The following is a 22,618-nucleotide window of genomic DNA, read 5'->3' as shown; positions in this document are numbered from 1 at the left end:
GGATCCCTGCGCTATGGCCCCTCCGACCTTGAAATCATTCATGCCAGACATCTATCATTTTGAAGACTTTCAGCCCGGCCAGATCTTTGAGTTGGGCAGCATCAGCGTTAGCAAGGACGAAATCATCGACTTTGCTGCTGAATTCGATCCTCAGCCTTTTCACCTCGATGAAGAAGCCGGCAAAGCGTCCCTGCTGGGCGGATTGGCAGCTTCCGGCTGGCACACTGGGGCCATGGTCATGCGTTTGCTTGCAACCGGTCTTCTCAACCGGTCATCCGGCCAGGGTTCTCCGGGCATTGACGAATTGAAGTGGCAGAAGCCCGTTTATCCAGGCGACACGCTGACGGCGCGCGCAGAAGTGCTGACCAGCAAGGAGCTGCGGTCCAAACCAGATCTGGGCATCGTGACATTCCGCGTCACCGCGGCCAACCAGGATCAAACTCAGGTTTTGTTTTGGGAAAACCCGATCCTCTTCCGCAAGCGGGAGACCGCCGGATGACAAAGTTCTTCGAAGATATCGTGATCGGCGATACGACAGACCTCGGCAACCATACCTTTACGGCTGAGGAAATTATCCGCTTTGCCGAGAAGTACGATCCTCAGCCATTCCATTTAAGCGAAGAAGGCGCTGCACAGACACATTTCGGTCGGCTATGCGCGTCCGGCTGGCATACGGCAGCTGTCTTTATGAAACTGCTAGTGGCTACAAACAAACGATTGGTTCAAGAGGCAGTTGATGAAGGCCGCACTGTCGCACGCATCGGCCCATCCCCAGGCTTTGATAAGCTGAAATGGCTCAAGCCGGTCTTTGCCGGTGATACATTGTCGTATCAGCGGGTCATAACTGGAAAAACAGAAAGCCGCAGTCGTCCGGAATGGGGCATTCTCCATTCAGATATGATGGCGCGCAACCAGCATGGAGACTTGGTTTTTTCCTTCAAGGCAAACGTATTTGTCGAACGCCGGAAGGATTGATCCCGGCGTTCAGTGCTTGTGGTGATCAGACTGGCTTTCGTCCAAAAACTAAGGTCGTCATGCCCGGGATCATTTCTTTAACAGTGATCCCGTCAAAGCCAGCCGCTTCCATCAGGCCAGCGACATAGTCGCTGGTGATTGATTTTGCTTCCGGATTAAAGGCCGTGTGCTGCAACTGCCAGAGCGCGGCAAGCTTCGGCCCTTCCCGGCTGTCATCGACCATGAAGTCGTGCACCATAAAGACGCCGCCCGGGGTGAGCGTGTCCATCGCCTTGCGCACGAGGCCCGGAATGGACGTCCCCGGCACACCGGAAAACAGATAGGACATTAAAACGGCATCGGCAGAAGGCGGCCACGGATCATCGAGCGCATTGCCCGGCTGATAGGATATCCGGTTGTCCAGCCCTTCAGCAGCAATGTATTCCCGGCCGACCTTGGCGACATTCGGGAAGTCCAGAATAGTGGAATTCAGTTTGTCGTAGGCTTTGCAGAGAGAGATGGAAAAGGCACCGGTTCCGCCGCCAACATCCAGCAGTGTTTTGGTGTTCGAAAGGTCAACCAACTTGGCCAGGCCGCGGCCGGGCCCAAGCGATCCGGAGTGCTGTGACTGGGAATAAAGTTTTGCCTCATCCGCATCGCTGAACCATTCCTCGTAAGAAGCAACCTGATCCTCTTCTAAAGAACCCTCCAACGCCTCGTTGAGCTGGGTCATAAACGGGTACATCTGCCGGTCGATCTGAAACCGCAGATAATCGCCAAAATCATATTTTTGACCCTTTACCAGAAAGGCTTCTGCAGCGGGGGAGTTGGTAAAACCATCCCCTTCGCGCCGCACCAAGCCGAGGGACGTCAGTGCGGTTAGAAGTGTTGTAACGCGCTCAGTATCCAGTTTACATTTCTTAGAAATTTCTGCAGGGGTTAAAGTCTTCTCTGAAATAATAGAAAAAATATCTGCGTGAAGAGCAGAAAAAAGAGCCTTCGACCCCATAAAACCAAATGCAATATCAGAAATATCTTCGGCCGATTCCAAAGGTTTTGCGGCAGACAATTTTTTACTCCCCCTTCAACATTTTGCAGTTCGTCGCGCTGATGCAAAATGTCGTTTTTTGAACACACGATGCCGGAATTATAACTATTGTGCAGCGCAAGGCAAATCTGCGCTATTCGCGGCAAAACCGGCAGCGTTTAGGAGAAGTAGTCGTTGATCTAGGAGCGCTGTGGGCGCTTATAAACTACGGGCAAAAAACACTTCGTCGTGGATCTCTATGCCATAATCGCCTGCAAGCGGAATGCCTGGTTTCTGCTCCCGTTCAGCATCGATCACACCTTGTCCGATCCGTTCAAGGCGAAACCCACGGCGCTGATAAAACCGGAAAGCATCCAGATTGTCGTTTGAGGTGCGGACCGTCAGACGGTGGATATGATTGGCCTTGGCTTCCTCAACAACAGCTTGCAACAGCCGGCTACCGACCCCATCCCAGCGGTTCAGAGAATCCAGTGTCAGGATTTCCCATTCGGTTTCCCGCTTGATCAGTGTGACCAATCCGACCAATTCGCCATCACTGCGCGCGGTATACCCAGGCAGCCGGGAAGCGTCGATCGTTTCATTCTCGATAATCATCTCCGGTGAGGTCCACCGGTCCATCAAAAGCTGCAGAACATCAGCATGATCGTCCACTGTTGTTGCATGGATGGCTACAGACATGATGGCTCCTCAACTCCCTGCGACTGACCGTGAATCATTTATTTTATCGGCCGGGCGCTATGCTAGCGGCGAAACAGGCGCTCGTCCAATGGGCTGCGGGCCTGCCAGCGGACACGCTCCAGTTCCGGATCCATATGTTCTTCTTCAGGATATCCGACACACAGATAAGCGACAAATTTCCAGCTCGTATCAACTTCAAGGATCTGGGTAACCTGATCCGGATCCAAAATGGAGACCCACCCAACGCCGATGCCTCGCACTCTGGCAGCCAGCCAGAAAGTATGGATCATGCTGACAGTGGAATAAGCAAGCGTCTCGGGCATAGTTGCCCGCCCAAGGCCATATCCTTGTTTGGGATTGGTATCGCTGAAGATCGCCAGATGAACCGGAGCTTCCTTGAGGCCCGCAAGTTTTAACTGGCGGTACAGTTGCGCCTTCTCATCTTTATAGGAGCTGCCTGCTGCAGTATTTTCAGCTTCAAACGATGCAGCAACGCGTGCCCGTTTATCTGAGCTCTCAACTTGCACGATCCGCCAGGGTTGGCTGTTGCCGACAGAAGGCGAAAGATCCGCCAGGCTAAGCAGCTCTATCAAAATCTCTGGAGCAATCGGATCCGTCCGAAAGCGGCGCACATCCCGGCGCCACCTGAGCAGGGTCTGAAAGTCTTGCTGAAAGTCTTTGTTGAAAACCGGTTTGGCCGGTTCGTCCAGCCCGCCTGCCCCCATAAGGGATCAATGCCCCGGGAATTCGACCAGAGTACGCACGGGCACTTTCAACTCTTCCAGCTTTTTCCGGCCGCCAAGATCCGGCAGGTCTACAATGAAACAAGCCGCTTCAATATTAGCACCCATGGATCTCAGGAGTTTGCAGGCAGCCTCAGCGGTTCCGCCGGTCGCAATCAGATCGTCAACCAGAATGACCCTATCGCCCGGCTGGATCGCATCCTTGTGCATTTCCATTTCATCCAGGCCATATTCAAGCGAATAGGCAATGCGCACAGTTTCATGTGGCAGCTTGCCCTTCTTGCGGATCGGCACAAAACCGGCAGACAGCTGGTGCGCAACTGCACCGCCCAAAATAAAGCCCCGTGCTTCGATACCGGCGATCTGATCAACCTTAGACCCTGCCCAAGGCTGAACGAGCGCATCAACCGCGCGCCGGAAAGCGCGGGCATTGCCCAATAGCGTTGTGATGTCGCGGAAGAGGATCCCCTCTTTCGGGTAGTCCTCAATGGTTCGGATTGCGCTGATCAGTTCATCTTGGATTGTCTGATCGGTCATTTTGCTCTCTTCCCTGCAAAAACTATTAAGCGCAACTCAATCCGCTGCACAGCCCCGGCCGACGCTTATATCAAGTTTACCGCGCGGGTCGAAGCCTTTTGAGAATTAGGTGTATTGGCAGAAAGGCTATGACGCCTTGTTCAGGATACGTCCGGCAACGGCATCAAGTTTGGCAACAAGCTTTGGATCGCGTTTTTCCGGTGCCGTCATCAGGGCAAATTCCAGAGCGGTATCAGAACCTGCCGGACAGGACTGGTGCTCTCTTGGCAAGTCTTTAGCGACCCGCCCAACCAGACGCTGAGCGTTCTCCGCATTCTCATGAAGCACTTTCAGGATTGCCTGAATGTCGACTTCGCCATGATCCGGATGCCAGCTGTCATAGTCCGTTACCATGGCAACGGTCGCATAAGAAATCTCGGCTTCACGGGCGAGTTTTGCTTCCGGCATATTGGTCATGCCGATCACGTCACAGCCCCAGGAGCGGTAGAGCTGGCTTTCGGCCAGTGAGGAGAACTGCGGGCCTTCCATCGCGAGATAAGTCCCGCCTTTGTGGTATTTCAAGCCTTCCGCTTCGGCTGCGGCGGCAACTGCATCTACAAGCTTCGGGCTGACCGGGGTCGCCATGGAGACATGCGCCACACAGCCGGTTCCGAAGAAACTCTTTTCGCGGGCAATAGTGCGGTCGATAAACTGGTCCACCAGCACAAACATGCCCGGCGCATGTTCTTCCTTCAAAGACCCGCAAGCCGAGACGGATAGGAGATCGGTCACACCGCAGCGCTTCATGACATCGATGTTGGCGCGGTAATTGATGGTTGTCGGAGAGTAAACGTGGCCCCGCCCATGACGCGGCAGGAAGACAATTTTCAGGCCATCGATCATCCCGATCCGGACCTGATCGGACGGTTCCCCCCAGGGGCTGTCCACGCTGATCCACTGAGACTCTTCCAGACCTGGAAGGTCATAAATACCGGATCCGCCGATGATCCCTAGAACCGCATCGCTCATAATTGCCCTCTTTGGAGAAATCACTAAATCCAGAAAATTGCTTAGCAAGCGAGACCGGTCTTGAACAGTTCCAAATGAAAAAAGGCGGGCCCAAAGCCCGCCTTTTCCGAAATCGTCAGTCGTAGCCGGAAGCTTAGTGCTCCACGTCCCGCCAGACTTTTTTCTTGGTGAAGTACAGCATTCCCGCAAAGACGATCAGGAACAGCATAACGCGGAAACCGATCTTCTTGCGCTCTTCAAGATGCGGCTCTGCGGCCCACATCATGAACGCGGCAACATCACGCGCATAGTTTTCGGTGGTCATCGGCGTGCCATCTGTGTACTCAACCGCTTCTTCATAAAGCGGCGGAGCCATGGAGATGAACTGGCCGGCCAGGAACGAATGGTTGAAGTATTGGCCTTCCGGCACATCAACTCCTTCCGGAGCATCCACGTAGCCGGTCAGCAGCGAGTAGATATAGTCCGGACCATTTTCCTGATACTGCGTGAAGATGTCGAAGACAAACCACGGGAAACCACGCTGCGGAGCACGGGCTTTTGCAAGCAAAGAGAAGTCCGGCGGATAAGCGCCGTTGTTTGATGCACGCGCAGCATTTTCGTTCGGGAACGGTGATGGGAAGCGGTCTGCCAAGATCGCCGGACGCTCGAACATGTCGCCGAGGTCATCCGGACCGTCAATGACGGTATATTCTTTGGCAATAGCCTTTGCCTGCTCTTCGGTGAAGCCCGGGCCGCCGTCTTCAGCAAGGTTGCGGAAAGCAACCCGGCTCAAGCCGTGACAAGCAGAACAGTTTTCCCGGTAGACTTTAAAGCCGCGCTGCAGCTGTCCCCGGTCAAAATAACCGAAAGGACCAGCAAACGACCATTGCTGAAAGTCGACCTCAATCTTCCCGCCGGCAGCGTTGGCCGGGGCCGCAATGGCGACAGCTGCCACCATTGCTAGGGAACGAACCATTTTGATCATGGTATTCATTGTCTCAAATAACTCCTGATCCGGTTCGCGTTATTTCGTTTCCGGTGCAGCTGTTGCACCAGCCGGCGTGCCGGACCCGCCTTTCAGGACAGCTTCAGAAATCGAAGCTGGCAGCGGTAACGGTTTTTCCAAGAAGCCGAGCATCGGCAGGACAACCAGGAAGTAGCCGAAGTAGATGAGGGTACAGATCCGGGAGAAGATCACGTACCAGCCTTCAGCCGGCATCGCGCCGAGGTAGCCAAGAGCGACCGCGTTGATCGCGAAGATCCAGAAGAACTGTTTGAACAGCGGACGGTAAGCACCAGAGCGAACCTTGGAAGTGTCAAGCCACGGCAGGATGAACAGAACCGCGATAGCACCGAACATCGCAATAACGCCGCCCAGCTTATCCGGGACTGCACGCAGGATCGCGTAGAACGGCAAGAAGTACCATTCCGGAACGATATGCGCCGGTGTTACCAGCGGGTTGGCTTCGATGTAGTTGTCCGCATGACCCATGTAGTTCGGCAGATAGAATGCGAAATACGCGAACAAGATCATGAAGACAATGATCGCGAACAGATCCTTGACCGTGTAGTACGGGTGGAACGGGATCGTGTCCTGCTTGGTCTTTGGCTGAACACCGGACGGGTTGTTGTTACCGGTGGTGTGGAATGCCCAAACGTGCAGCAGAACCACGCCGAAGATCATAAACGGCAGCAGGTAATGCAGCGAGAAGAAGCGGTTCAGCGTTGGATTGTCGACCGCAAAGCCGCCCCACAGCCAGATCACGATATCTTCACCCACCAGCGGGATCGCCGAGAACAGGTTGGTGATCACGGTTGCGCCCCAGAAAGACATCTGGCCCCATGGCAGAACGTAACCCATGAAGGCAGTTGCCATCATGATCAGGAAGATGATGACACCCAGGATCCAGGAAATCTCGCGCGGCGCCTTGTAGGAACCGTAGTAGAGACCGCGGAAAATGTGGATGTAGACGGCGATGAAGAACATCGATGCGCCGTTGGCGTGCAGGTAACGCAGCAGCCAGCCGAAGTTCACATCACGCATGATGTGCTCGACGCTGTCAAAAGCTGCGCCAGTGCTCGGAGTGTAATGCATCACCAGAACGATACCGGTGATGATCTGAGCAATCAGCACGAAGAAAAGAATGCCGCCGAAAGTCCACCAGTAATTGAGGTTTTTCGGTGTCGGGAAATCCACAAAGGACCCATGCATGAGCGAAATAACCGGCAGGCGGCTTTCCAGCCACTTCGCCGCAGCGCTCTGCGGTACGTAATTCGAATGTCCAGCCATGGCTGTCTCCTAAAAATCTTTGCCGTTAGCCGATTTTGATCGTTGAATCGCCAACGAATTGCAGCGGCGGAATCAGCAAATTCTCGGGAGCCGGGCCCTTACGAATACGGCCGGCAGTGTCATAGTGGGAGCCATGGCAAGGGCAGAACCAGCCTTTGTAGTCGCCGGCATCGCCAAGCGGCACACAGCCAAGGTGGGTACAGATCCCGACCTGAACCAGCCATTTTTCCTGACCTTCGACGCCACGGTTGACGTCGGAAGCATCAGCATCTGCCGGCAGGTTGGCGTTACGTGCCAACGGATCTGGAAGATCAGAAAGCGGAACGGACTTGGCCTCTTCCACTTCCGCTTCGGTGCGGTTGCGGATGAAAACCGGTTTACCGCGCCATTTCACGGTGATTGACTGCCCCTCTTCCACGGCAGAGATGTCGACTTCAATCGAAGCCAAAGCCAATGCGGAGGCATCCGGGTTCATCTGATCGATGAACGGCCATGCCAACGCGCCAGCGCCCACAACGCCCATGGCGCCGGTCGCAATGTAGAGGAAATCGCGGCGGTTTGGTTCCGCCTGATCCGTATGTGCCAAGGTCGCGTCCTCTCGAAACCTGTTCTACCTGTACCGAAAGCCCGCGCATGTCCGGATGTTTCCCTTGAAAGGAACATCAGCGAACGAATGCCGGGCTCAACGGTGACCAGGTGCGGCGAGTTTCCGCACCCAGCAAAGCGTGTGTCTTTTTGCACCCTTCAAAGCGCTTGTCCAGTTCAACAAACGCCTCATTACCCATATGTCGCAGATCAAACCACAACAGCGCCGTTTTTCTGCCATTTTTTGGGAAGCTGCAAGACCGGAATTTGCAAAAATCCCGGCCTAGCTTTGTTTATTCGTCTGAATCAGGCGGCCTGAACCGGTGCCAGGAAGCCCCCGGACTGGTGTTGCCAGAGCTGCGCATACACCCCATTGCGCTCCAGCAGCTCGTGATGAGACCCTTCTTCCATGATTCGGCCATTGTCCATCACGATCAGACGATCCATGGCCGCAATCGTCGACAAACGGTGAGCAATTGCAATCACGGTCTTGCCCTCCATCAAGTCGAACAGGCTTTCCTGGATCGCGATCTCCACTTCTGAATCCAATGCCGATGTAGCCTCATCGAGCGCAAGTATCGGCGCATCCTTCAAAAGCACTCGGGCGATCGCGATTCTCTGGCGCTGACCACCGGAAAGCTTTACACCACGTTCGCCGACGTGTGCATCAAGACCGGTCCGGCCGTTTTGGTCTTCAAGTCCGTGCACAAATTCATGGGCGTGCGCCTTTTTAAGCGCCGCCATGACCTCTTCCCGGCTGACATCCGGCTTGCCATAGGCAACGTTCTCGAAAATCGACCGGTGCAGCAGCGACGTATCCTGTGTAACCACACCCACATTCTTGCGAATGTCATCCTGACGGACCTTAGACAGATCCTGTCCATCAATCCGGATATGGCCACCTTCCAGATCATAGAATCGGAGAAGCAAATTCACCAAGGTGGACTTACCGGCGCCAGAGCGGCCAATGAGCCCGATCTTTTCACCGGCCTTGATGGTCAAGCTCAAGTCCTCAATCACCCCGGCATCTTTGCCGTAGTGGAACCGGATGTTATCAAACTGGATCTCGCCTTTTTCGACAACTAGAGGCTTTGCATCCGGCTCATCAACCACGTCGCGTTCCCGCGAAATGGTGTTGATGCCATCTTGAACGGTACCGATGTTCTCAAAGAGGCCCGAGACTTCCCACAAAATCCACTGGGACATGCCCTGAAGCCTGAGAACCAGCGCCACAGCGACTGCAATTTCGCCCGTCCCCACCAGATCTTGCTGCCACAGGCCGATAGAGAGTGCCGCAACCCCGAACAGCAAAGCGACATTCAACACCATCAAAGTGATGTTCATGCCCGTCACCAAACGCATCTGAAGAAAAACTGTCTTCAGAAAGTCGAGCATGGACCTCTTGGCATAGTCTTCTTCGCGCGCAGCATGCGAGAAGAGCTTCACGGTGGAAATATTGGTGTAAGCATCCACCACGTGACCGGTCATGAGCGAGCGGGCATCTGCCTGGTCCCGGGAGATATTCTTCAATCGTGGAATGAAGATCCGCATTGTCAGCAGATATCCGCACAGCCAGGCCACGAAGGGTACCGCAAAATACGGGCTTGCCTCAGCGACCACGAACAAAGCAGCGACGAAATAAACGACGACATAGACAAGGATATCCGCAATTCGGGTCACAACCTCCCGGACAGCCAGGGCCGTTTGCATCAATTTGTTGGCGATCCGGCCGGCAAAGTCGTTTTGATAAAACGCTACGCTTTGGCGGAGCAGATACCGGTGAACCCGCCAGCGCACCGACATCGGATAGGTGCCCATCAGCCCCTGATGGAAAGCCATTTCCCAAACCGCCGAGACCGCTGGCAGAAGGACGAGAACAACAGCCCCCATCCAAAGGAGCCGCCCCCAATTGTCAGCAAAAAACGTCTCAGCGTTTTCCGTTCCCAGCCAATTCACTAGGTCTCCCAGAAAGGTGAAGACCATGACTTCCAGGATCGCAATTGTAGCGCCCAAGACCGAGGCCACGGCAAGGATTGGCCACACCGGCTTGGTGTAGTACCAACAGAAAGCCCAGAAGCCTTTCGGCGGCACATCGAGTTCCGTGTTTTCAAACGGATCAATCAGGTTTTCGAACCACTTATACATGATGAACCTTTGCATGAGTGGGCTGGACGGATGCATGACCATCCCCGCACTCGAATTTATAGGGCTCCCTCTCATGATCGCGCACGCCGAGGCGCGGAGATGCAATCGCTGCCGAAGCACAGAAACTTACCAGCGATACTGCCACGATAAAGGAACCAAACAGAAGATTTTCAAGCCGGTCAGCGAACTGGAGCGCTGTCAGAGTCTTGCCATGGACGCCGACAGTTTTGATCGCCGCGAATTCGGAAATGAAGACCGGCGCCGCAAACAGCACTGTCAGAACGCCAGTCGCCCCGCCAAACAAACCGAATATCTTCAAGAAGTTGCGTATACCCAGTCGAGCGGACGGGCGCGATTTCAAATACGGCTCAATGATGACGTCTGGCCGCCGGACAGGTGGCTCCTGGACGATATCCGGGCCTATGCTGGGCTGGAATGGCCCAAAGGGATCACCGAAAGACATGATGTGTCTCCGAAACGAAGTAAATTGAGAGAAACGCCCGCAGACACGCGCAAGGACACGCATGCAGCCAGAACTGATGGACGGCTTAAGCCGGACGTCGGAAAAGTTTTAGGAACTCAGGCGCGCTTATTTAGGCGAAACGCGCAGATGATCCCGTGCGAACCCGATGGACGGCTGTCGCTGTGTGCGTCGAACGATTCAGCATGTAAGCCCTCCTGGTTGCTTGGCCGGGCGGCCAAAGGGATCGAAACAACAACCCGTCAAGGTTGAGGACTTCTTGTTACTTTGGAAACGCGGCTAAGGGAAGAGCGATTTCCGCCGAACTGCACCTAAACCCAGAGCTGTGACAAATCAGCCACATATGTGACATGTGGGTGCACGGTCGTAATGCTTCATACAGCCCGGGACATGTAAGGCAGCGTGACTTAACCACCATAGACAAGCGTCAAAGATTTAGGCTGCGCGGACACTTTGCAGGAATTGGGACACCTGAGCTTGGAGGGAATTGGAAAGACTACCCAATTCTGCGGATGCACTGGTCATTCCTTCCGTTGCCGTCCGACTCGCTTCCATCGCATCGTTCAATGTGCTGACATTGCCTGAAACACGCTCCGAGCTGTCCAGTGCCGTCTGTGCGCTGCCGTTGATTTCCCCTGTCGCAGACGTCTGGTCTTCGACAGCTTCCCGGATCTTCGACGAAATTTCACTTACCCGCTGAATGGTGTCCGCAATCGACGAAATGGCGACACCTGATTGCTCTGCCACTTCCTGGACTGCGGCAACCTGCGCGGAAATGTCGTCGGTTGCCTTTGTGGTCTGCTCGGCAAGCGCCTTGACTTCATTGGCCACAACAGCAAATCCCCGACCGGCCTCTCCCGCCCGTGCCGCCTCGATTGTGGCGTTCAAAGCAAGCAAGTTGGTTTGGCTTGCGATTTGGCTGATAAGTTCAACGATTTCACCGATTGCCCGGCCGGTTTCCGACAGACGCCCAACAATCTCATCAGTTTTGCGGGCTTCGGCGACAGCGGCATCTGCAATATCACTGGCCTGATCGACATCGTCGCGAACCCGCGACAAGGAGTCCGACAAACGATTGGAAGCCCCTGTTACTGTCTCTACAGACTGGTTGGCATCGCTTGACGCACTGCTGACTTCAGAGACCGCCTGAAGAGACGACTCAACAGCGTTTCTCAAGTCCACTGAATTGTTTTCAACCGTTCCCGTCGACTCTATCAAAGACGACACAACCCCCATAACCGACTTCTCAAAGTCATCGGCAACATCGTGCATCAAGGCTGACCGTTCTTCCGTCAATGCCTCCAGATGAGCCTGTTCCTTGCGTGCCTGTTCTCTAGCGTTTTCAGCCAAATTACTGCGGAAGTCAGTGACAGATCGGGCAATAGAACCGATTTCATCGTCACGATCGACACCATCAATTTCGATATCAAGATCACCGGCCGAAAGACGGTCAAGCGCAGACTGAAGCCGGCTCAAAGGGCGGGCAATTCCAACCGCGAGAACAACCGCTATCCCAAGAAAGACCAAGCCAACCGGTGACATCGTAAAACCGATCGTGATCATTTGATCCAGGATCAGCCCATCGATGTTCGAAGCCACATCTCCCTCCAGGAAACGTTGGGCTCCGTTAGCTGTTCCAAGCTGCGCGATTAATGCCTGCCGAAATGTGTAGAAGGCGAATGCCGTACCACCCATCATGATCAGAGCGGCAGTTACCACCATGAAAACAAAACGGCCGTTTATGGAAAGCGTCACGATAGTCCGGGCTCCAACCCAACAAACATGGCAGTCTACGGGTAACGCACCTGCCCAAACCTGAATCGTCGTCGATAAATAATGCAAAGCTGTAAAAAATGAGTAACTACAAGCCTTAAGGCCTCAACGCAGAAACCGCAGCGTCACCCGGCAAACGCACCCACGTCATTTCTTCTTAGTGATGAATTAATTCAATAGCTGCCGGCTCAACAGAAAACCAAGCGCAGCGGAGGACGCCGCTAAAACTGTACCCCACACAACATCAACCACCACAACGATTACGGGCCAGTTCTTCATGGTGGCGTAATTGGTGACGTCATAGGTTGCATAGGTGAAGAAACCGAACAATGCACCGTAAATAACCGCATATGCCAGACTGCCGTTTTTCAGGGCCGGCCCAACAGCGAACACCACGATCCCCACAACGTAAATCAGATAAAAAGCGGCTGCTGCCGCCAGGTTCGGCCGATCCATAAGAAGATGGCCTATCCGATCAAAATAAAATCGTGTCGCGATTTGGCTGAGCCAGACGTAGTCGACTGCGAAAAACACGATGGCGGTGGTGACATAGGCGGTGGCGAACTGAACCATAAGACCCTCAGGTAATTGACCCGACCTTTACGTAGCTCACAGCTGTTCAGATCAAACACAATCAGTCAGAGCGTAACCGAAACAAAAACTAATCCGCCAGAGCTTCGGCCCGCAAAAACCCGCCAGACTGACGGCGCCAGAGCTGAGCATAAAGACCGGCTTCATCTTGCAGCAATTGCTCATGCGTGCCTTCTTGTACAATCTGCCCCCCATCCATAACGACAAGCCGGTCGAGAGCTGCAATGGTCGAGAGCCGGTGCGCAATCGCAATGACTGTTTTGCCCGCCATAAGTTGTTGTAGATTTTCCTGGATCGCCGCTTCCACTTCAGAATCCAACGCAGACGTCGCCTCGTCCAAAACCAGGATTGGAGCGTTTTTTAGAAGTACCCGGGCAATCGCGATCCGCTGGCGTTGCCCGCCGGACAATTTAACACCGCGCTCACCGGCATAGGCATCGAATCCTTTGCGTCCTGACTTGTCTTCCAATACCTCAATGAAGTCTAGCGCATGGGCCCGCCGGGCGGATTGATAAAGGTCGGTTTCGCTTGCGTCCGGGCGCCCATACAAAATGTTCTCGCGAATGGATCGATGCAACAAGGAAGGATCCTGTGTCACCATTCCGATCGACTTTCGAAGAGAATCTTGAGTAACGCTGCGAACATCCTGGCCATCGATGGTTATCCGACCAGCTTCAACGTCGAAGAACCGCAGCAAAAGACTGGTCAATGTGGTTTTGCCGGCTCCTGAAGGTCCGACCAGGCCTACCCTTTCGCCCGGTTTGATCGAGAGATCCAGATGATCAATGACCCCACCCTGTTTGCCGTAATGAAACTTGATCCCCTGAAAGTCCACGGCACCTTTGCTAACCGTTAAAGCTGTAGCATCCACTTTATCGGTGAGCGTCACTGGCTTGACGATGGCTTCCATACTGTCCTGGAGGGTGCCGAAATTCCGGAACAAGCCATTCAGCTGGTTGAACAAACGATTGAGCAGAATGCTCAGCCGCAAAATAAGGCTCAACGTGAAAGCCACATGCCCCGTGCTGATGCCGCCATTTTGCCAGGCAATCAAAGCCACGGCCGTGATCGCGACGATCATCACCCCGTTTATCAGGCTCATCACCATCCGGATCGTCGTCAGCAACCGAGTAAAGGCCATCAACTTGCCGATAAAATGCAAGAACGCCGACCGGGCGCCCCGGTTCTCTTCGCTCAGAGACCCGAAAAGCTTGACGGACTGAATATTGCTGTAGGTATCCACCAGCCGCCCGGATGCGCCGGAATAGGCATTGGCAGTCTCCTTTGCCGCTCCCCTAACCCGCGGTACGAAGATCCATGCTGTGAGGAAAAAACAACCGAGCCACAGGCACACGATGGCTCCAAGCCGCAGATCCAGATCCGCGACCAGCACGAGGGTGGTCAAGGCATAGACCACGATGAACCAAACGACCTGCAGAAGATTGACCATGAAGTCGCCAGCAGACAGGCCAGACTGCAAGACCTTTTGGGACAACCGGCCGGCCAGATCATCCTGAAAGTAACTGAGGCTCTGGCGCATCACCTGTTGGTGTGCCTGCCAACGCACCAGATTGAAGAACCCCGGAACAATTGTCTGCTCTTCAAGCAAGGCCATCAAGGTGTTGGCTGCCACCCTTACGACCACGACGAAAACCGCCATGCCCGCCAGGGTCCATGCATGATCGATAAGAAATGTTTCAGGGGTGCTGCTGTCCAGAAGGTCAACGATTTTGCCGAGAAAACTGAACAGTGTGACTTCTACAAAAGCCGTCAGGCCACCTGCAAACAACATTAGGAAAAACGGCCAGCGCGCTTGTTTTAAAAAGAACAACAAAAAGGCCAGGCCGCCGCGAGGGATCGGAGCCTCGGGCAGCGGACGGAAGGGATCGATCCAGGATTCAAAAAGCCGGAACAGGGCGGACATGAGTTTTCCAGACAGGGCGGGCAATTGATTCTAGCAACTATCTTACGCGTGGAACCAAGGCTTGGGCCACGGTGCATGACAGAAAGCGAACGACCTGCTACGAGGCGTTGGATTTCTAAGGACTAAACTTATGCCCGATATCGCCCTTTACCAGCCTGACATCCCCCAAAACACCGGCACGATCCTAAGATTGGCGGCTTGTTTGAACGTCACTGTTCACCTCATCGAACCGGCCGGTTTTCCGATATCCGACAGCGCCTTGAAGCGCGCGGGTATGGATTACCTTGAGCGGGCGGCGATGAACCGGCACATCAATTTTGAAGCTTTCGACAGCTGGCGGTGCCACCAAAACCGCCGTCTTCTGCTGCTCACCACCAAGACTGACCTGGCCTTTACAGATTTTGAGTATCAGCCCGGAGATATCTTGCTTATGGGCCGGGAAAGCACCGGTGTGCCCGAAGACATTCATGCTCTCGCCGATGGCCGGCTGACCATCCCTATGGCCGATGGCATGCGCTCGCTGAACGTTGCTGTTTCCACCGGCATGGTGCTTGGCGAGGCCTTGCGGCAGACACAAGCATTTCCTAAAAGAGCAGGCCAATCTTGAGCCGGGAATACCTTCCGGGAAAACGCGTTCTATGCCGAGGCATTACCGATGACAGCAAACTCTCCTGAATCCCGTGGTGGACCGATCCCTGATGGTATCGAGGACAAGAAGAAGTTAGCCGCTGCATGGTTCAAAGATCTGCGCGATCAGATTTGCGGTGCGTTTGAAACGCTGGAAGACGAAATCGGTGATCGCAAAGGCTCTTTAGCCGACCAGCCTGCGGGCCGGTTTGAGCGGACACCTTGGGAGCGCACCGACAGCACCGGAGCCAAAGGTGGCGGCGGGGTCATGTCGATGATGCATGGCCGTGTGTTTGAAAAAGTTGGCGTTCATATTTCGACGGTCCACGGTGAATTCTCACCTGAGTTCCGGGGGCAAATCCCTGGCGCGAGCGAGGATCCAAGATTTTGGGCCTCGGGGATCAGCCTCATTGCCCACCCGCACAATCCCAATGTGCCCGCGGTTCACATGAACACGCGCATGGTTGTCACAACCCGGCAATGGTTCGGCGGTGGCGCTGATCTAACTCCGGTTCTCGATGCCCGCCGCACCCAGGAAGATCCCGATACGGTCAGTTTCCATGACACGATGAAGGCAGCATGTGACCGGCATGCAGTAGCGGATTATCCAAGGTACAAAGACTGGTGCGACGAGTATTTCTTCCTAAAACACCGCAATGAACCGCGGGGCATCGGCGGCATTTTCTATGATTATCTCAATAGTGGAGATTGGGACGCGGATCTGGCGTTTACGAAGGACGTCGGCCTGGCATTTCTTAAAATCTATCCAGAGTTGGTCCGCCGCAATTTTGAAAAATCTTGGACCGATGACCAGCGCGAAGAACAATTAATCCGCCGGGGCCGCTATGTGGAATACAATCTTCTCTATGATCGTGGCACAATTTTCGGGCTTAAGACCGGCGGCAATGTCGCCTCAATTCTGTCGTCCATGCCACCTGTGGTTAAGTGGCCCTAGAATTGACGGAAAAATAGTGCGGTGATTTAGGCGGCGGCGCCATTATTCGCCGCCGAACTTGACTTTGAGACCTCCCCGAAGCCCCTATCCACGATCATACCGACGAATTGACGCAACATATCCTGATCGAGTTTTGGCCCCATTTCTCTCATTTTCACCAGGGCTTGACGGACCGGAATAGCCTCTTTGTAGGCCCGCTCCTCGGTCATAGCGACGAAAATATCGCAAATAGTTATCAGTCTGACCTTCGGCGAAATACGTTTTCCCTTTAGGCCATTCGGATATCCGGACCCATCCAAATATTCGTGATGCTGGATGGCCATTCGTTTGACTTCAAAAGGAACTTCTAAGCGCGGTTTCAAGATCTCCTGACCATAGATCGGATGTTTTTGGACCAATGCCCATTCTTCATCGCTGAGTGCAGATTGCTTGTCTAAGATCGTCAGAGGAATACGCATTTTGCCGATGTCATGTACCAACCCGCCGGCAATCACTTCCTTGCAGTCGGCTTCAGACCACTTGAGATGGCGTGCAAAGGCTCCGGCCAGACCAGACACTTTCAGGGAATGACTATACGTGCCGCTGTGGTGGTGCTGAACGGCCTGCATCCAAGCGGTCAATCCATCCAGCTCAATAGCAGACAGCATTTCCGCGGCACTGTCCTCCATTGCCTTGACCTTGATTTCCATATCGGTGGAAGCGGACATACACAAGGACTCAAGAAACGCATTTGATTTGCCATAAGCCTCAGAAGTCTTTGCAGGCGTATCGTCTGGAAGGTCAGCAAGAACGTCGGTATTGAGATGCTTTCGGATTTGCTGCAGCAACAGGGCCAGCGGCGCCTCGCGATCCAACAATTCCGTTTGCCCGAGTGCAGCGGCTTGTGTGAGTTCTCTGCGATCCGACTTGGCAACAATACAGATCACTGGGATTTCGGCAATGGTCTGCCACGATGCTTTCAGAGCCGACATTCCAGCTTCGCTCGATCCGATTAGCTCAATCACAGCAACAGCTGCTTCTCCGGCTGTTTTTTCGGAGACTTTCGCCATGTCGATCAGACGTGCGGGGAAGAAAAACGGCACTTTACGCAGTGGCGATGCCATCGGCAGCGGCCCATCGGAGATCAATATGATTTCGCTTTGTGGCATTGCCCGTTTCCCCGAATCCTCCCAGCCCCGCGTCATGACCCAGCGGAACCTTCTAGGATATTTATCGAAGGACCCTTATCAATTCGCTAAACGTTGATCACCACCCGGGACATCAGATCTTTCTTATCAAGCGTAAATCCACTCTCGCGCCAAATCTGCTCAAGTGACTTGAGCAACTGGCCGACGCCTGGCCCTGGAGGATGGCCCAAGGCAATCACATCCGCGCCCTTCAATGGAAAGATCGGGATATCGGCCGTTCGCAAAGTATTCAGAGACTTAACAAAGTCCGGTTTCGAACCGGTCCGGTATTGTGCCTCAAAAGCTGCCCAATAGGCCAGCAGCCCATCAACAGCGCCTTGGCGGCCATGAACATACAACAACCACTCCAAATCTGGCCAAATATCCGCCTGCCGGAACTGCTTATAAACGGACCAGCCGGTCATCATTCGTCTGCGTTCCGAATTCGATAGGCGGAGCCGGTCTGCCACCCGGTCCACATCCTCGCGGACAAACCCAGCAAGGACAATCAACCCAAGTTCCGGATCGCGGGTTTCAGCAGCTATTCCATCGAGCGCGCGCAAAGCATCATAATCGTCAATCCGGGCCAGCCCGCCTGTTGCGATTTCCCAAAGGCCGCAATCATTCATCATTCGCAGGGCAATGGCCGCCTTGGGCGCTGCCATTAGACGGCGCATTTCATGGCCAATGCGCTCTGCGGAAAGATGACGCAATCCGTCACGCTCACGTAAACATGCACCGAGCCCGTCTGCATCCATGTCGCCTTCGCCATAGGCTGCATAGATCCTGAAGAACCGTAGAATTCGCAGGTAATCTTCGCGGATGCGCATATCGGGATCGCCAATGAAACGAACCCGGCGGGCAAAACAATCCTCAAGGCCGTCCAGCGGATCGTGCAAGTACCCATGCCGGTCCACGTAAAGGGCATTCATCGTAAAATCCCGGCGCAGCGCATCTTTGGTCCAATCGCGGCCAAACACCACGCGGGCCTGCCGGCCGTAGGTCTCGACATCTTCCCGTAATGTCGTCACTTCATAAGGGAAACCGTTGCTGATCACCGTGATGGTGCCGTGATCGATCCCGGTTCCAATTGCCTTCAAACCCGCATTGGAAGCACGGCGCATCACATCCTGAGGCATCGCTGTGGTCGCGATATCGATGTCGGGAACGGAATATCCCAGCAATGTGTTTCGGATTGCCCCGCCAACAACGCGTGCACTATCCCCGTCCTGATCAATCGCAGAAAACACGGCCTGTATATCTTTCGACTGCAGCCAATCAGCCGCAGCGAGTATCTGATGCGCCTTTTCCTTCATGGCACTATTCGAACCGGCCCGGAACGAGCACTCCGTCCCTAAACTCCGAAGGTCTGTACTCCTTACCTTCCGGTGCCTTGTTCAAAAGGGCGACAGCAACAAATCCAGAAATTGTCAAAGCCAGACCGGCAAGCGTCAGCCACGCGACGGGGCCACGGGACCAGCTCTCTGGTTTGTCGCCTTTTTTGGACAACCATAACCACGTCGCATAACAAGCAAAGGGCAGCAAAAACAGAAACAGTTGCGTCAGTATTATGCGCAGCATTAGCGGTACACCGTGTCGTACAAGGAGCGAATGATTCCAGCCGTTACACCCCAGATGTAACGGTCGGCAAAAGGCATCTCATAAAAGTAGCGGCGTTGCCCATTCCATACCCGGCTCTGCTTCTGGTGATTGGCCGGATCCATCAGGAACAGAAATGGCACCTCAAAGACGTCTTCCACCTCGTTCGGATTTGGGACATAGCTGACCGGCTCATCAACAGCCGCAATAACCGGTATGATGCGATAACCCGATCCAGTGAAATAGGGCGCTAGCTTCCCCAACGGCCGTGCGAGCCCCGGGTCCAACCCAATTTCCTCATGGGCTTCCCGCAAGGCGGCATCAACCGGACCATTGTCTTCCGGATCAATTTTACCACCGGGAAAGGCAACCTGCCCCGCATGAGAATTCAAATGCCCGGTGCGCTGTGTCAGGACAACACTTGGTCCGTCAGCAGCATTGCGAAGGCCGATCAACACTGCTGCATCGCGCGGTGGTTTCTCCCAACTCGCGAACAGATCGATACCCGGATTTAAAATATGATCGCCAGTGTCGCGCTCAGGTTCCGCTTGTGTTGCGAGATCAAGCCGTTGTTTCAAATCTTGGGCCCAACCGCTCAGGCTGTTGTCGATCGTCTCAAAAGAAGCTGTCATTGATTCTGATATGGGTACTTCCATTCAAAGGGCAATCACAAGTTGGAACAAGGTTACAGGAGGTCAGGATCAAGGGCAAAAAACTGCCCGCTGCTCCAAACGCCCGTCTCGGTTCCATTGGAACCTGTATGCTCCACCATGAGGTCCGCCAGCTGATACATCAAAGCGCGGGTGAATAGCGCTTCGAGACGGCCACGAACCAAAACATAGGGTTTTAGACCTCCGCTCACCGCCTCCATTTCGAATCGCAGCGGATGATCTTTACCGATTCGGATCAAATCACCGAGATTTGAGCGTACTGTTAAAGTCTGCGCAATCCCTTCGCCCTCAACTGCCATCTCAACTGCTAAGAGCGGTGCATCTTCGACCGTAATACCGATCTTTTCGACTGGCGTGACAAGATAGTGTTTGCCGTTTTCATCCTTTCGCAGAACGGAGGCAAACAGTTCCACCAAAGGCTTCCGGCCGATAGGAGAACCGAGGTAATACCAGGTCCCGTCCCGGGCGATCCGGATGTCCAGATCCCCGCAAAATGGCGGATTCCATTTATCGACCGGCCTTAATGTCTTATCCTTTGCATCGGCCCGGCTCATCAACGCCTTGAGGCCTTCTGGTAAGGAAGCGTCCGTCTGTGCGTCTGTTGTCATGTTTTTCCCTCGGCCCATTTTCGTTTTACAAAGGCTCCGAAAATCTACCTAGCCTCTATCAATGAGGCCGTGCATTTCTACCTGATATCCATTGATCTTTTTGCATTTATCCAAAAGCGATGAAAAGATTCTTGGACCTATCCACTGTATGGCGCACAATTGCGCCTTATGTACCAGCCTATATGGTGTCAAACTGTCATAACAGCAGCAACTTAGCAGCCTACCGCCTCCGCCCGGCAACCGCCGCACCGTCAAAGCAACAGGATAGGTGATCCATGAGCGTCGTTTCTCCCACAAATCCCTCCGAAGAAGATCTTGCCGCTGTTGCTGAAAGCGCGGAACGGGCAGTCGAGCGCATCTCAGATGTTAAAGCCGACATAGCCCGCATCATTTTCGGACAGGAAACAGTGGTTGAGCAATCACTGGTTACAATTCTTGCCGGCGGGCATGGTTTATTGGTCGGCGTCCCCGGCCTTGCCAAAACCAAACTGGTAGAAACTCTGGGAACCGTCCTTGGACTTGACGCCCGGCGGATTCAGTTCACGCCCGATTTGATGCCGTCCGATATTCTTGGCGCCGAAGTCATGGAGCAGGACGCCAGCGGGGGGCGGTCTTTCCGGTTTATTCCGGGGCCAGTTTTCTCCCAGCTCCTGATGGCAGATGAGATCAACCGTGCAAGCCCGCGGACCCAGTCGGCCCTTCTTCAGGCCATGCAGGAATATCATGTCACAGTCGCAGGGCACCCGCATGATCTGCCTCGCCCATTCCACGTTCTGGCAACACAAAACCCACTGGAACAGGAAGGCACCTACCCGCTCCCAGAAGCACAGCTGGACCGCTTCCTGATGCAAATTGATGTGCATTATCCGGATTTGGAAGCCGAGCGGCGTATTTTGCTGGAGACAACGGGAGCCGGGCAAACAGCTGCCCATGGCGCGATTACCGCTCAAGAGTTGATGGAATACCAACAGCTGGTGCGGCGTATGCCGGTCGGTGAATCTGTCGTTGAAAGTATTTTGAAACTGGTGAGGTCTGCCCGGCCGGGAGAGAGTTCAGAAAACTCAGATCTCACCGATTTGATTGCCTGGGGTCCAGGCCCACGGGCCAGTCAGGCTTTGATGCTCACCGTCCGGGCACGCGCGCTGGTCGATGGCCGCCTCGCTCCGTCCTTAGATGATGTGCTTACCCTTGCTGAGCCGATTCTTCAACATCGTATGGCTCTGACATTTGCGGCGCGCGCTGATGGCCATACGGTCCGCGATGTTATCCGGCGAGTGAAGGAAACCATAACCTGATTGGAAGGTTTCTTTGACGAGGGAGGAACTTGAGACCATGGCCTCACAAGCTGAGCGAGCGAATATTGACCAGACGACTTGGCCGAATGTCATTGGCGAAGCCCGTTCGGTTGCGGATGCGCTCCCGGATCTGCTTGTTGAAGCCAGCCATGTTGCAAGTTCCATCATTGCAGGCTGGCATGGCCGCCGCCGCGCAGGACCTGGTGAAAGCTTCTGGCAATTCCGTCCATTTAATATGGGGGAACCGGCCAAGCGCATTGATTGGCGCCGGTCCGCCCGGGATGACCATCTTTATGTGCGCGAACGTGAATGGGAAGCCGCCCACACGGTCTGGCTGTGGGCGGATCTTTCATCGTCCATGGTATTCCGGTCGCGCCTTTCTGAAGCCAGCAAACGTGACAGATCTCTTGTTTTGATGCTGGCTGTTGCCGACATGCTCGCCGAAACCGGCGAACGAATCGGTCTGACGGGTGTCACGCGACCATTTTCGGACCGAAGGGCTGCCGAACGGCTCGCCGATGCCCTCACCCATTTATCGAAACCGGTCGCGCTGCCGGATCCCACCGATGTCAAACGTTTTGCAGATGTCGTTTTGATTTCCGACTTTCTGGATCCTCTAGAAGAGATCTCTGCCTGGATTGCACAGGTCGCAGGCACTGGTGCCCGCGGTCATCTCGTGCAGGTTCTCGATCCGATCGAAGAGACCTTCCCCTTTGATGGCCGCATAGAATTCAGTGATCCCGAGCAAGGAATCCGGCTCACTGCTGGACGGGCCGAAACCTGGAGAGCAGAATACCAGAACCGCCTTGAAGCCCATCGCGCTGAAATCCGCGATATGGCCCGGCGGGCCGGCTGGACTTATGTTCTTCATCATACAGATCATTCAGCGGCAGAACCGCTTCTGGTTCTGCACAGTGCCTTGTCCGGCAATCTGGATGTGATCCCGAAGGGAGGCGCGTAA

General features: G+C 54.4%; 24 protein-coding genes. 6 read left to right on the top strand and 18 right to left on the bottom strand.

The window, feature by feature from the left end:
- Window positions 1–40 precede the first annotated feature (40 nt).
- Complete coding sequence (locus ACOOFE_RS06130; protein WP_420414144.1) at window positions 41–499, top strand: MaoC family dehydratase; 459 nt, start codon at window positions 41–43, stop codon at window positions 497–499.
- The gene (locus tag ACOOFE_RS06125) at window positions 496–975 is read left to right on the top strand and encodes a MaoC family dehydratase (protein ID WP_420414143.1); all 480 of its coding nucleotides are present in this window, start codon (window positions 496–498) and stop codon (window positions 973–975) included. The genes ACOOFE_RS06130 and ACOOFE_RS06125 overlap by 4 nt, the downstream gene beginning before the upstream one ends.
- 25 nt (window positions 976–1,000) lie before the next feature.
- Here ACOOFE_RS06125 and ACOOFE_RS06120 read toward each other — a convergent pair whose 3' ends face one another.
- The 13 genes from ACOOFE_RS06120 to ACOOFE_RS06060 form a co-directional block, all read right to left on the bottom strand.
- Window positions 1,001–2,023, bottom strand: coding sequence for a methyltransferase (locus ACOOFE_RS06120; protein WP_420414142.1), 1,023 nt, complete (start codon window positions 2,021–2,023; stop codon window positions 1,001–1,003).
- 177 nt (window positions 2,024–2,200) lie between these two features.
- Window positions 2,201–2,680: a GNAT family N-acetyltransferase gene (locus tag ACOOFE_RS06115; RefSeq protein ID WP_141185584.1), complete on the bottom strand. Its 480-nt coding sequence runs from the start codon at window positions 2,678–2,680 to the stop codon at window positions 2,201–2,203.
- Between the two features lie 62 nt (window positions 2,681–2,742).
- Complete coding sequence (gene bluB / locus ACOOFE_RS06110) at window positions 2,743–3,405, bottom strand: 5,6-dimethylbenzimidazole synthase (protein ID WP_420414141.1); 663 nt, start codon at window positions 3,403–3,405, stop codon at window positions 2,743–2,745.
- 6 nt (window positions 3,406–3,411) lie between these two features.
- Entirely contained in the window at window positions 3,412–3,960 is a 549-nt protein-coding gene (locus tag ACOOFE_RS06105) for an adenine phosphoribosyltransferase (protein ID WP_141185582.1), read from the bottom strand.
- A 126-nt stretch (window positions 3,961–4,086) separates the two neighbouring features.
- Window positions 4,087–4,968 carry an S-methyl-5'-thioadenosine phosphorylase gene (locus tag ACOOFE_RS06100; RefSeq protein WP_420414140.1) on the bottom strand — a complete coding sequence of 294 codons (882 nt, stop codon included), beginning with the start codon at window positions 4,966–4,968 and terminating at the stop codon, window positions 4,087–4,089.
- 133 nt (window positions 4,969–5,101) lie between these two features.
- Window positions 5,102–5,941, bottom strand: coding sequence for a cytochrome c1 (locus ACOOFE_RS06095; protein WP_420414139.1), 840 nt, complete (start codon window positions 5,939–5,941; stop codon window positions 5,102–5,104).
- Between the two features lie 30 nt (window positions 5,942–5,971).
- Complete coding sequence (locus ACOOFE_RS06090; protein WP_141185579.1) at window positions 5,972–7,237, bottom strand: cytochrome b; 1,266 nt, start codon at window positions 7,235–7,237, stop codon at window positions 5,972–5,974.
- A gap of 25 nt (window positions 7,238–7,262) precedes the next feature.
- Window positions 7,263–7,823 carry a ubiquinol-cytochrome c reductase iron-sulfur subunit gene (gene petA / locus ACOOFE_RS06085; RefSeq protein ID WP_141185578.1) on the bottom strand — a complete coding sequence of 187 codons (561 nt, stop codon included), beginning with the start codon at window positions 7,821–7,823 and terminating at the stop codon, window positions 7,263–7,265.
- A gap of 305 nt (window positions 7,824–8,128) precedes the next feature.
- Window positions 8,129–9,967 carry an ABC transporter ATP-binding protein gene (locus tag ACOOFE_RS06080; protein ID WP_420414138.1) on the bottom strand — a complete coding sequence of 613 codons (1,839 nt, stop codon included), beginning with the start codon at window positions 9,965–9,967 and terminating at the stop codon, window positions 8,129–8,131.
- On the bottom strand, window positions 9,960–10,430 hold the full coding sequence (locus ACOOFE_RS06075; RefSeq protein WP_420414137.1) for a hypothetical protein: 471 nt from the start codon (window positions 10,428–10,430) through the stop codon (window positions 9,960–9,962). The genes ACOOFE_RS06080 and ACOOFE_RS06075 overlap by 8 nt, the downstream gene beginning before the upstream one ends.
- Before the next feature lie 453 nt (window positions 10,431–10,883).
- Window positions 10,884–12,203 carry a methyl-accepting chemotaxis protein gene (locus ACOOFE_RS06070; protein ID WP_420414136.1) on the bottom strand — a complete coding sequence of 440 codons (1,320 nt, stop codon included), beginning with the start codon at window positions 12,201–12,203 and terminating at the stop codon, window positions 10,884–10,886.
- Between the two features lie 186 nt (window positions 12,204–12,389).
- Window positions 12,390–12,794, bottom strand: a complete 405-nt coding sequence (locus tag ACOOFE_RS06065) for a DUF2177 family protein (protein WP_420414135.1) — start codon at window positions 12,792–12,794, stop codon at window positions 12,390–12,392.
- 88 nt (window positions 12,795–12,882) lie between these two features.
- A complete protein-coding gene (locus tag ACOOFE_RS06060) occupies window positions 12,883–14,736 on the bottom strand; it encodes an ABC transporter ATP-binding protein (protein ID WP_420414134.1) in 1,854 nt (617 codons plus the stop codon).
- Window positions 14,737–14,866: 130 nt separating this feature from the next.
- Between ACOOFE_RS06060 and ACOOFE_RS06055 the strand changes: the two genes are divergently transcribed.
- Both ACOOFE_RS06055 and hemF read left to right on the top strand, forming a co-directional pair.
- On the top strand, window positions 14,867–15,343 hold the full coding sequence (locus ACOOFE_RS06055) for a tRNA (cytidine(34)-2'-O)-methyltransferase (RefSeq protein WP_420414133.1): 477 nt from the start codon (window positions 14,867–14,869) through the stop codon (window positions 15,341–15,343).
- A gap of 48 nt (window positions 15,344–15,391) precedes the next feature.
- A complete protein-coding gene (gene hemF / locus ACOOFE_RS06050) occupies window positions 15,392–16,318 on the top strand; it encodes an oxygen-dependent coproporphyrinogen oxidase (RefSeq protein ID WP_420414132.1) in 927 nt (308 codons plus the stop codon).
- Between the two features lie 26 nt (window positions 16,319–16,344).
- On the opposite strand, the gene ACOOFE_RS06045 is transcribed toward hemF, so the two are convergent.
- The 5 genes from ACOOFE_RS06045 to ACOOFE_RS06025 all read right to left on the bottom strand — a co-directional run bounded on the left by ACOOFE_RS06045 (window position 16,345) and on the right by ACOOFE_RS06025 (window position 20,380).
- Complete coding sequence (locus ACOOFE_RS06045) at window positions 16,345–17,466, bottom strand: HD-GYP domain-containing protein (protein WP_420414131.1); 1,122 nt, start codon at window positions 17,464–17,466, stop codon at window positions 16,345–16,347.
- Window positions 17,467–17,552: 86 nt separating this feature from the next.
- Complete coding sequence (locus ACOOFE_RS06040) at window positions 17,553–18,800, bottom strand: CCA tRNA nucleotidyltransferase (RefSeq protein WP_420414130.1); 1,248 nt, start codon at window positions 18,798–18,800, stop codon at window positions 17,553–17,555.
- 4 nt (window positions 18,801–18,804) lie between these two features.
- The gene (locus tag ACOOFE_RS06035) at window positions 18,805–19,065 is read right to left on the bottom strand and encodes a DUF6111 family protein (protein ID WP_420414129.1); all 261 of its coding nucleotides are present in this window, start codon (window positions 19,063–19,065) and stop codon (window positions 18,805–18,807) included.
- Window positions 19,065–19,715, bottom strand: coding sequence for a CoA pyrophosphatase (locus tag ACOOFE_RS06030; RefSeq protein ID WP_420414128.1), 651 nt, complete (start codon window positions 19,713–19,715; stop codon window positions 19,065–19,067). Before ACOOFE_RS06030 ends, ACOOFE_RS06035 begins: the two co-directional genes overlap by 1 nt.
- 53 nt (window positions 19,716–19,768) lie before the next feature.
- The gene (locus ACOOFE_RS06025; RefSeq protein WP_420414127.1) at window positions 19,769–20,380 is read right to left on the bottom strand and encodes a DUF1285 domain-containing protein; all 612 of its coding nucleotides are present in this window, start codon (window positions 20,378–20,380) and stop codon (window positions 19,769–19,771) included.
- A 257-nt stretch (window positions 20,381–20,637) separates the two neighbouring features.
- Here ACOOFE_RS06025 and ACOOFE_RS06020 point away from each other — a divergent pair, with 257 nt between their 5' ends.
- A complete protein-coding gene (locus tag ACOOFE_RS06020; protein ID WP_420414126.1) occupies window positions 20,638–21,657 on the top strand; it encodes an AAA family ATPase in 1,020 nt (339 codons plus the stop codon).
- A 37-nt stretch (window positions 21,658–21,694) separates the two neighbouring features.
- Complete coding sequence (locus ACOOFE_RS06015; RefSeq protein ID WP_420414125.1) at window positions 21,695–22,618, top strand: DUF58 domain-containing protein; 924 nt, start codon at window positions 21,695–21,697, stop codon at window positions 22,616–22,618.

It is taken from the genome of Roseibium sp., from assembly GCF_965216085.1.
GTDB lineage: Bacteria > Pseudomonadota > Alphaproteobacteria > Rhizobiales > Stappiaceae > Roseibium.
Note: the sequence above shows the minus strand (reverse complement) of the source record. Positions and strands in the feature narration are given on the sequence as shown.